General features: G+C 75.1%; 5 protein-coding genes. 2 read left to right on the top strand and 3 right to left on the bottom strand.

Annotation, left to right across the window (positions count from 1 at the left end; all coding sequences use genetic code 11):
- Positions 1-25: 25 nt before the first annotated feature.
- The gene (locus E1265_RS27760; RefSeq protein WP_132933742.1) at positions 26-2953 is read right to left on the bottom strand and encodes a glycoside hydrolase family 2 TIM barrel-domain containing protein; all 2928 of its coding nucleotides are present in this window, start codon (positions 2951-2953) and stop codon (positions 26-28) included.
- 297 nt (positions 2954-3250) lie between these two features.
- Here E1265_RS27760 and E1265_RS27755 point away from each other — a divergent pair, with 297 nt between their 5' ends.
- A complete protein-coding gene (locus tag E1265_RS27755) occupies positions 3251-4057 on the top strand; it encodes an SGNH/GDSL hydrolase family protein (protein WP_132933741.1) in 807 nt (268 codons plus the stop codon).
- Here the strand turns inward: E1265_RS27755 and E1265_RS27750 are convergent.
- Together E1265_RS27750 and E1265_RS27745 are read right to left on the bottom strand one after the other, a co-directional pair.
- Complete coding sequence (locus E1265_RS27750) at positions 4030-5409, bottom strand: SWF or SNF family helicase (RefSeq protein ID WP_243741156.1); 1380 nt, start codon at positions 5407-5409, stop codon at positions 4030-4032. The genes E1265_RS27755 and E1265_RS27750 overlap by 28 nt on opposite strands.
- Entirely contained in the window at positions 5406-8312 is a 2907-nt protein-coding gene (locus E1265_RS27745; protein WP_132933740.1) for a DEAD/DEAH box helicase, read from the bottom strand. The genes E1265_RS27750 and E1265_RS27745 overlap by 4 nt, the downstream gene beginning before the upstream one ends.
- 222 nt (positions 8313-8534) lie before the next feature.
- Between E1265_RS27745 and E1265_RS27740 the strand changes: the two genes are divergently transcribed.
- Positions 8535-9614: an acyl-CoA desaturase gene (locus E1265_RS27740; RefSeq protein WP_132933739.1), complete on the top strand. Its 1080-nt coding sequence runs from the start codon at positions 8535-8537 to the stop codon at positions 9612-9614.
- Positions 9615-9669 lie beyond the last annotated feature (55 nt).

Below are 9669 nucleotides of genomic sequence, written 5' to 3'. Positions count from 1 at the left end.
GGCGGGAGGGCGCGGGCCAGGGCGGCTAGCCGCCCGTCACCGGCGTGAAGACCAGCGAGAACTCGGCCGGCTCGACGGTGAGGTAGTACTGCGGCAGCGGGCCAGGACCACAGGACTGGCTGCCGATGCCGTGCTGGCCGTGGTCGAGGTTGACCCAGACCGTGTCCTCCGGCGCCAGGTCCGTGGTGTGCGCCGCGGCGTCAAGGCGCGCGCTGGTCCAGCGGCGCGCGGTGAACCAGAACGGCGCCGGGTCGGCCGTGATGCGCAGGCCAGCGCCGTCCTCGTCGCGCAGCTCCGCCCACCGCACGTCGCTGCGGGCGCCGTTCTCCTGGGGGCGGACGTACGGCGTCTGCAGCGCGTCGACCGACATCCGGTAGCGGCCGAGCACGGCGGCCCGGTCGGTGTCCGGGTACGCCTCGCCAGGACCGCCGCCGAACCACTCGGCCTGCCCGAGCCCGGCCGGCAGCCCGAGACGCACCCCGAGGCGGGCCAGCGGGCAGGGCCAGTCGCCCTGCGGGGTGACGGAGACCGTCAGCCGAAGCTCGTCCCCAGTCGCCGTCCAGCGGTAGTCGGCGAGCAACCCCAGGTCGGTGGCGGCGGGGGCGACCCGGGTGCGGACGGTGAGCCCGTCCTCGGTCGGCTCCACCGCGTCGACCCGGTGCCGCATGCGGTGCAGCCCGAGCTCCCGCCACATCACGCCGAACCGGGCCTGCGGCTGCCAGGAGGCGCCCAGGTCGTTGTCGGTCGGCGCCCGCCACACGTCGAGGCGCGGCCCCTCGGCCAGCTCGACCCCGCCGATGGCGAGCAGTTCGCCGGTGGCCGGGTCGAAGCGGCCGGCGCCGAGCCGGATCCCGTCCGCCGCCGTGGCCGCGGCCAGCGCGTGCCCGGCGGGGGCGCGACGCGGCGCGGGCACGGCGGGCACCTGGCCCCAGGCGACCAGATGACCGTGGGGTGCCCAGGCGGCGTCGGCCGCGAGCGTGGCGCGGATCGTCCAGACGGCCTCGCCGGCGGGGGCCTCGGCCGGGGTGGCCGGCAGCGGGAGGGTGGCCGTGCCGCCGGGCTCCAGCGGCGGCACGGTGAGCTCCCCGCTCGCCACGGCCTCGCCCTCGACCTCGTAGGCCCAGGTGAACGCCAGGTGGTCGACGCCGGCGAAGTCGTGCCCGTTGGCGACGGTGACCGTGCCGGCGGCCGCGTCGCCGGTGATCCTGACCGGCTCGATGACCTTCTTGAACTCGAGCAGCCCCGGGGAGGGGGTGCGGTCGGGGAAGAGCAGCCCGTCGCAGACGAAGTTGCCGTCGTGCAACTCCTCGCCGAAGTCGCCGCCGTAGCCGTAGTACGGGCGCCCGTCCGGGGTGCGCTTCGGCAGGCCGTGGTCGATCCACTCCCAGACGAAGCCGCCCTGGGTCCGCTCGTAGGTCTCGAAGAGCCGCTGGTAGTCGGCGAGTCCGCCGGGGCCGTTGCCCATGGCGTGCGCGTACTCGCACAGCAGGAACGGCAGCGAGCGGCGGTGGGCGTCCAACTCCGGGTCGGGCAGCGGCTCCTCCTCGCGGCGGCCGATCCGCTCGACCTCCTCGTGCGAGGCGTACATCCGGGAGAAGAAGTCGCTGTCGGGGAAGTCGTGGTCGTGCTCGTAGTGCAGGGAGCGGGACGGGTCGCGCTCGCGGATCCAGCCGGCCATGGCCGCGAGGCCGGGTCCTGACCCCGACTCGTTGCCCAGCGACCAGATCACCACCGAGGGGTGGTTCTTGTCCCGCTCGACCATCCGCCGCGCGCGGTCGACCAGGGCCGGGGCGAAGCGCTCGTCGGCGACCGGGTTGCCGCGCCAGCCGATCTCGCCGAAGCCGTGGGTCTCCAGGTCGCACTCGTCGATGACCCACAGCCCGAGCTCGTCGCACAGGTCGAGGAAGGCCGGGTGCGGCGGGTAGTGGCTGGTGCGCACGGCGTTGATGTTGTGCCGCTTCATCAGCAGGATGTCCTCGCGCATGGTCGCGAGGTCGACCGCGCGGCCGTGTTCGGGGTGGAACTCGTGCCGGTTCACGCCCCGGAAGAGCACGCGGCGGCCGTTGGCGCGGAACACGCCGTCCTGGACGCCCACGGTGCGGAAGCCGATGCGCAGCGGGATCCGCTCGCCCTCGGTGGCCAGTTCGCCGGCGTAGAGGCGGGGGGTCTCCGCGGTCCACGGTTCGACGGCGACGGTGGCCTCCTCGCCGGTGGCGAGGTCGAGGCCGAGCTCGGGGACGGTGACGCGGCCGGTCTGGTCGCACTCCACCCGCAGCGTCCCGGTCTCCGTGGTGTGGTCGTAGCCGGCGTGCACGAAGAAGTCGGCGGGCGCGAGCGCGGGCCGGTGCAGCAGGGTGACCTCGCGGAATATCCCGGGCAGCCACCACATGTCCTGGTCCTCGAGGTAGCTGCCGGCGGACCACTGGTGCACCCGGACGGCCAACACGTTGCCACGCGGGCGAAGCAGCGGTCCGACGGCGAACTCGTGCGGCAGCCGGCTGCCCTGGAAGGTCCCCAGCTCCTGGCCGTTGAGCCAGACGCGGGCGCAGGACTCCACGCCCTCGAAGCGCAGCACGCTCTCGCCGTCGGTCGGCCACTCGTCCGGCAGGTCGAAGACGCGGCGGTGGTCGCCGGTCGGGTTCTCGGTGGGGACGCGCGGCGGGTCCACGGGGAAGGGGTACTTGACGTTCGTGTACGCCGGCGCGCCGTGGCCCTGGAGCACCCAGTGGCCCGGCACGGTCACCTCGTCCCAGCCCGAGGTGTCGGCGTCGTCCTTGACGAAGCCGGTGTCGCCGCCCTCGGCTGTGGCGGAGAGGCGGAAGGCCCAGGTGCCGTCGAGGGAGAGCCGGGCCGCGTCGGAGCCGGCGTACCAGGCGCGGGCGGGCAGGGTGCCGGAGCCGGGTGAGGGGTTTTCGTAGTAGGGCAGCCGGTCGTCAACTGGCCGGATGGACATGGGCCTCCTCTGGCGGGTGGCGGGCGTCGATGACCGCGCCCCGGTGTTGCTATCTGTGCAGACGTGTTCGATCACGCTAGAACGGTGTCCCGCTTTCGACAACCCCTGGGAAAAGTCCGTGCGCGATCGGTGCGAGTGCGGGAGCGGGGGCGTGCGGCTTGATCGAGGGGCGCGCCAGAGCGTGACGCGCATCTGGGCTGTTAATCACCGGTAACTCCCTTGGCATGAGCACGACTTGGCGGGGTAGGGCGCTGAAGCACCCCCATCCCCTCCACGGGTACCCCACAGGGAGTCGCCATGAGACTTCGCCGCTGGGTGACCACGACCGCCACCGCGGTCCTCGTCATTGGCGTGTCAGCCTTCGCCCCCGCGTCGGCCATCCAGGCCGCCCCGGCCGCATCGACCTCGTACGTCGCCCTCGGCGACTCCTACTCGTCAGGAGCCGGCGCCGGCTCCTACGACAGCGCCAGCGGAGACTGCCGGCGCAGCACCGTCGCCTACCCGGTGCTCTGGGCGAACGCCAACTCCCCGGACTCCTTCGACTTCACGGCCTGCGCCGGCGCCCGCACCACCGACGTCATCGAGGACCAGCTCGGCCCGCTCGACGCGGACACCACCCTGGTGAGCGTCAGCATCGGCGGCAACGACGCGGGCTTCGGCGACACCATGCGGACCTGCGTGCTCTCCGGCACCAGCGCCTGCCTCACCGCGGTGGCGGCCGCCGAGGCATACATGGACGACACCCTGCCAGGCCAACTCAACGCCACGTACCAGGCGATCCGCGACCGGGCACCCAACGCCGAGGTGGTGGTGCTCGGCTACCCGCGCCTCTACCAGCTGAACGGCGGCTGCCTCTTCGGCATCAGCGAGGAGTCGCGCGCCGCCATCAACGGCGCGGCCGACCACCTCAGCGAGGTCACCGAGAAGAGCGCGGTCGACTTCGGCTTCGCCTACGGCGACGTGCGGTCTGCCTTCACCGGGCACGAGATCTGCTCGGACGCCCCGTGGCTGCACAGCCTCACGCTGCCGGTGGGCGACTCCTACCACCCGACCGCCGACGGCCAGCGCGCCGGCTACTACCCGGTGCTCGAGGCGCTGGCCTGACGGCCGGCGGCGGCCGCGCCCGGATCCCCGTCCGGGCCGCGGCCGCCCGTCGTCTCGCCGTCCTCCGCTTCCGCGCCGCGCGCGGCGGCCAACGCGGCCACCGGGTCACGCTCCGCGGGACCGGCCGGCCACCAGTGCCCGGCGCGCCTCCGGTACGGCCACCACCGGCCCGCCGCGTCGTGGCGCAGCTGCGCGCGCTCGCCGACGACCGTCCAGCGGTCGCCGTCGCCGCGCAGCACCGGACGCCGCTCCTCGTCCGCCCACGCGGCGGCCAACTGCTCCCTGACCCGACGGAGTTCGGGCTCGCTCAGCGGCGCCCCGCGCTCGCCGGCGAGCGCGGCGAGGGCCGCGGGACCGCCGAACCCCCAGGCGCGCACGGCGATCTCGAGCTCCCGCCGGCCCCGGCCGCAGCCGCGCGTCAGTCGCCCGACCACCGCCGCCGGCGGCTCGCCGGCCGCCAGGCGCACCGCGTCCTCCCAGACGCTCAGCGGCGCCTGCGGCGCGGTGCCGGCGTGCCCCGGGGCCAGCGCCTCGGCGAGCCACCTGGCGGCGCGCCCCGCCGCGTCCCGGGCCAGGAACTCAAGCGCCACCACGTCGATCCCGTCCCCGGCCGGGGGATCGGTGCGCAACGACGGTACGGTGCCTGGCCGTTCCACGGCCGGCGGCGGCCCGGGCAGCGGCGGCAGCGCCGCGGCCCCGGCCCAGGCGGCGGCCGCCGGCTCCGCCTCTGCCACCCGGGGCGCGGAGTCGCGCGGCTCGCGCTCGGCGTGCGCCGCGCTGCGCCGCTGGAGTTCGTCGGTCAGCTCGCGCTCCCCGCGCCCGCGCAGCAGCAACAGCAGGAACGGATCGGCGTCCAGCAGCCGCGCCACCTGGTAGCAGAGCGCGGCGGTGTGCGAACAGTGGTCCCACTCGCCGCACTCACACTCCGGGTCGAGATCACCGATGCCCGGCAGCAGGTCGACGCCCGCCGCCTGCGCGTCCGCCACCAGCCGCTTCGGCATGTCCCGGTCCAGCAACGCCGCTATGTGCCCGGCCTCGCCGGCCACCGTGCGCAGCAGCCGGTCCCACTCCGCGTCTGTCAGCCGCCGCAGCAGCACGTCCGCCCGGTAGGGCGCGCCGTCCTCGGCCCGTACCACCGCCGTCAGCCGCCCCGGGCGCACCGAGACCGCGCCAACGGCGCCGCCCCGCGCGACCCGCCGGCCCTGCCGCAGCCGCGCGGTGTCCAACGCGGTGTCCTCGAGTGCCTTCAACCAGCTCCGGCCCCACCAGGTGATGGCGAAGCCCCGGCCGCCGACGGGCGGCAGCGCGGCGAGGACCAACTCCTCGCCCGCGTCGTCGGAAGCGCCGTTCATCGTTCGTCCTCCTCGATCCCGCCGGGGCCGCGCAGGGCCACGAGCTCGGCGAGCTCGGCGTCGCTGAGTTCGGTGAGCGCGCCCTCGCCCGAGCCGAGGACCGCGTCTGCCAGGGCTCGCTTGCGGCGCAGCAGCCGCGCGATCCGGTCCTCCACGGTGCCCTCGGCGATCAGCCGGTGCACCTGCACGGGCCGGTCCTGCCCGATCCGGTAGGCGCGGTCGGTGGCCTGGTCCTCGACGGCCGGGTTCCACCAGCGGTCGTAGTGCACCACGTGCTCCGCCCTGGTCAGGTTGAGCCCGGTGCCCGCGGCCTTGAGTGAGAGCAGGAAGACCGGCGCCTCGCCCGCCGAGAAGGCCCGCACCATCTCCTCACGGCGCGGCACCGGGGTGCCGCCGTGCAGCAGCAGGCTGGGCACCCCCCGGTCGGAAAGGTGCCGCTCGATCAGCCGCGCCATCCGCACGTACTGGGTGAAGACCAGCACGCTCGCGCCCTCGGCCAGGATCGTGTCGAGCAGCTCGTCGAGCAGTTCCAGCTTCCCCGAGCGGCCCGGCAGCCGGGGATCGCTCTCCTTGAGGTACTGCGCTGGGTGGTTGCAGATCTGCTTGAGCGAGGTGAGCAGCTTCATCACCAGGCCCCGACGGGCGAGACCGTCGGCCCCCGCGACGGCGGCCAAGCCCTCGCGCACCTCCGCCTCGTACAGGCCGGCCTGCTCCACGGTGAGCGCGACGGCCCGGTCGGTCTCCGTCTTGGGCGGCAGCTCCGGCGCGATGCCGGGATCGCTCTTGCGCCGCCGCAGCAGGAACGGCCTGATCAGCCGGGCGAGTCGGTCGGCCGCCGCCGGGTCGGCGCCCCCCTCCACGGCGTCGGCGTAGTGGGTGCGGAAGGCGCCGATGCGGCCGAGGAGGCCGGGGGTGGTCCAGTCGAGGATGGCCCACAGCTCCGTGAGGTTGTTCTCCACCGGGGTGCCGGTCAGCGCCACCCTGGCCCGCGCCGGTATCGTCCGCAGCTCGCGCGCCGTCGCCGAGAACGGGTTCTTGACGTGCTGCGCCTCGTCGGCGACCAGCAGGGACCAGTCGGCGGCGCCGGCGAGCCGGGCAGCGTCGAGCCGCATCGTGCCGTAGGTGGTCAGCACGAACTCGCCCGGCGCCAGGCCATCGAGGTTGCGCGCCGGACCATGGTGGCGGCGCACCGGGGTGCCAGGCGCGAAGGCCTCGATCTCCCGCTGCCAGTTGCCGAGCAGCGACGCTGGGCAGACCACCAGCGTGGGGCCCGCGGTGGCCGGGGTGAGCTGCCGGTGCAGGTGGAGTGCGATGAGCGTGATCGTCTTGCCCAGGCCCATGTCGTCGGCCAGGCAGCCGCCGAGGCCGAGCGAGGTCATCCGGTGCAGCCAGCCGAGGCCGCGCAGTTGGTAGTCGCGCAGGGTGGCCGCGAGCGCCGGTGGCTGGACGACCGGTTCGCGGTCACCGGCCTCCGGGTTCGCCAGCCGGTCCCGCAGCGCCGCCAGCGGTCCGATCGCCGCCACCTCGAACCGCTCCCCGTCCTCCTCGGCGCTGCCGGTGAGGACGGCGCTCAGCGCGTCCAGGGCGGTCACCTTGCGGTCGCGGCGCTCCCTGGCCCGGCGCAGCTCGTCAGGCGAGACCATCACCCACTGGTCGCGCAGCCGCACCAGGGGCCGGCCGGCCTCGGCGAGTTGGTCGAGTTCGGCCCTGGTGAGCTCGGTGTCGCCGAGGGCGAAGCGCCAGTCGAAGGCGAACAGGGCGTCGGGGGGGAGTTCGGACGGCGCCCCCGACTCGGGCCGCGCCCGGCCGTCGTCGCCGCCGACCACCGCGCGGGCGGTCAGCCGCCGTACCAGGTCGCGCGGCCAGTGCACGTCCACGCCCGCGGCCTGGAGGGCACGCGCGGTGGCGACGTCGAGCAGTTCGGCCAGTTCCTCGTCGGCGAGGTCGACGGCGTCCGGCACCGCCGCGCCGAGCAGCGGCCGCAGCGGCTCCCAGGCGGCCGTGGCCCGGCGCAGGGTGAGGAGCGCGTCGGTGCGGGCGCGCGGGCCGAAGGCGGCGGTGGCGGGCGTGGCGCCGGACCACAGCGCGGCGGCGTCGGCGACCACGGTCGGGTCGGCCAGGCTGTGCAGTTGGACCACGGCGCGGAACCTGGGGGCCGAGCCGCGGGCGTGGGCCATCGCCTCGACGCGCAGCGAGACGCGGACGCCCGCGTCGTGGCCGGCGGCGACCGCGGCGGCCCAGGGGCGCTGCCCGGGCAGCCGCCGCGACGCTTCGGCGGCGAACGCGGGACCGCCGGCCGCCAGCGCCGCGGCCGGAGTGCGCGGCAGCGTGTCGGCGACGGCGTCGAGGAAGGCACGCAGCAGCGGCTCGGGACGCGGCAGCAGGGGCGTCTCCTGCGCGCCGCCGTCCGGCACCGGCAGCGGCACGGCGCGGGCAAGCGGGGGCATCGCGGCGGCCAGTTCGGCCAGCCGCGTCGCGTCGGCGGCGTCCAGCGGGCCGAGCCGCCAGGCGTCGTGGTCGGTCGGGCTCAGGCCGGGCAACAGCCGCCCCCGGGCGGCCAGTTGCAGGGCCAGCACGGCGGCGGCGCCCCAGTAGGCCGCGGTGCCGTCGGTGCGGGCGGCGCGGGCCCTGGTGAGCACGGGCAGCGCGGCGCGCACCGGCAGGATCACGGCCTGGACGACGCGCGGCCGCACGGTGCCGTCCTGGCGGTGCGGGACGGCCACGGTCACCGGCTCGATGGTCAGCTCGCGGAGGGCGGGGGAGAGGTCGGACGGCTCGTCGGGGTCAAACTCCTCGGGGAAGAACGCGATTCGGGAGGCCCGGGGCGGGTCGTCCGGCAGGAAGACGGCCGCGTGGCCGACCAGGGCGGAGAGCTGGGCGGGTGACGCCGGGTTCGCGGTCACAGCGCGGTGGTCTCCTCAAATTTGACTAGTCACGTGCGCCGCAGAGGGTACCCCATCCGCGGCCGCCACCCGAAACGCGCGCGGCGGCCCTGCCCCTGCCGGGAAACCCCAGCCCCGGCAGGGGGGTTAGGTACACCCCCCACGCGGGGGCTGCGGCCATGGTCCGCGCGGATGGCGCTTTCTAGCGTGAGGGGTGTTCTCATCGACCCCTGCGGAGACCCCATGAGCCCATCGCCGGCACCGACCATCCAGCGCGCGCCCGACCAGACAGCGGCCGGCAGGCCCGAGGGCGAGTTCCCGCCGCTGCTGCGGCAGATCAGGGGACAGGGGCTGCTGGAACGACGCCGCGGCTGGTACGCCACGGGCATGACCGTCAACGCGCTGGCCCTGGCCGCCGTGGTCGCCGGCGTGCTGGTCGCCGGCGACACCTGGTGGACGCTGCTGCTCGCCGTGCCGCTGGCCCTCTTCTCCACCCGCACCGCGTACTACGGCCACGACGCGGGACACGCCCAGATCGCCCGCACCCGCCGGTACAACCGGCTGCTCGGCCTCGTCCACGGCAACCTGCTCATCGGGATGAGCTCCGCGTGGTGGAACGACAAGCACAACCGGCACCACGCCAACCCTAACCACCTCGACAAGGATCCCGACGTCGGCGTCGGCGTCATGGTGTGGGCCGAGCACCAGGCGGAGAAGCGGGTCGGCTTCGGCCGCTGGCTCACCCGCCACCAGGCCAGGCTCTTCTTCCCGCTGCTGCTGCTCGAGGGCATCGCCCTGAAGGTCGCCAGCGTCCAGATGGTGCTCTCGGGCGACGGCTGGGAGCGGCAGGGCCGGGCCCGCACCACAGAGGCGCTGCTGCTCGGGGCGCACTTCGCGGGCTACGCCGCGCTGCTGCTGACCGCGATGTCGCCGGGGAAGGCCGTCGTGTTCGCGCTGATCCACCAGGCGCTCTTCGGCCTGCACCTGGGCTGCGTCTTCGCGCCGAACCACAAGGGCATGGAGATACCGGACCCGGACGGCGAGCGCTGGGGGCACCTGCGCCGGCAGGTGCTCACCTCGCGCAACGTGCGCGGCGGGCTGGTCACCGACTGGCTGATGGGCGGCCTCAACTACCAGATAGAGCACCATCTCTTCCCCAGCATGCCGCGGCCGCACCTGCGCCTGGCCCGACCGTTGGTGCGCCACCACTGCCGGGAGCTCGGCGTCTCCTACGCCGAGACGGGCCTGCTCGACTCCTACCGCCAGGCGCTCGGTCACATGCACCGGGTCGGCGCCCCGCTGCGCGCCGCGAGGCGGCGGTAGCGAGCCCCGCGCGGCCGGTCCGGTCGGGGGGTCGGGCCGGCCGGGGGCCCGGTGG

The organism is Streptomyces sp. 8K308, from assembly GCF_004348315.1.
Classification (GTDB): Bacteria; Actinomycetota; Actinomycetes; order Streptomycetales; family Streptomycetaceae; genus Streptomyces.
Note: the sequence above shows the minus strand (reverse complement) of the source record. Positions and strands in the feature narration are given on the sequence as shown.

Excerpts from the sequence above, each read along its gene's own strand:
- E1265_RS27750 (WP_243741156.1), bottom strand. The coding sequence starts at position 5,409 with ATGAACGGCGCTTCCGACGACGCGGGCGAGGAGTTGGTCCTCGCCGCG.
- E1265_RS27755 (WP_132933741.1), top strand. The coding sequence starts at position 3,251 with ATGAGACTTCGCCGCTGGGTGACCACGACCGCCACCGCGGTCCTCGTC.
- E1265_RS27740 (WP_132933739.1), top strand. The coding sequence starts at position 8,535 with ATGAGCCCATCGCCGGCACCGACCATCCAGCGCGCGCCCGACCAGACA.
- E1265_RS27760 (WP_132933742.1), bottom strand. The coding sequence starts at position 2,953 with ATGTCCATCCGGCCAGTTGACGACCGGCTGCCCTACTACGAAAACCCC.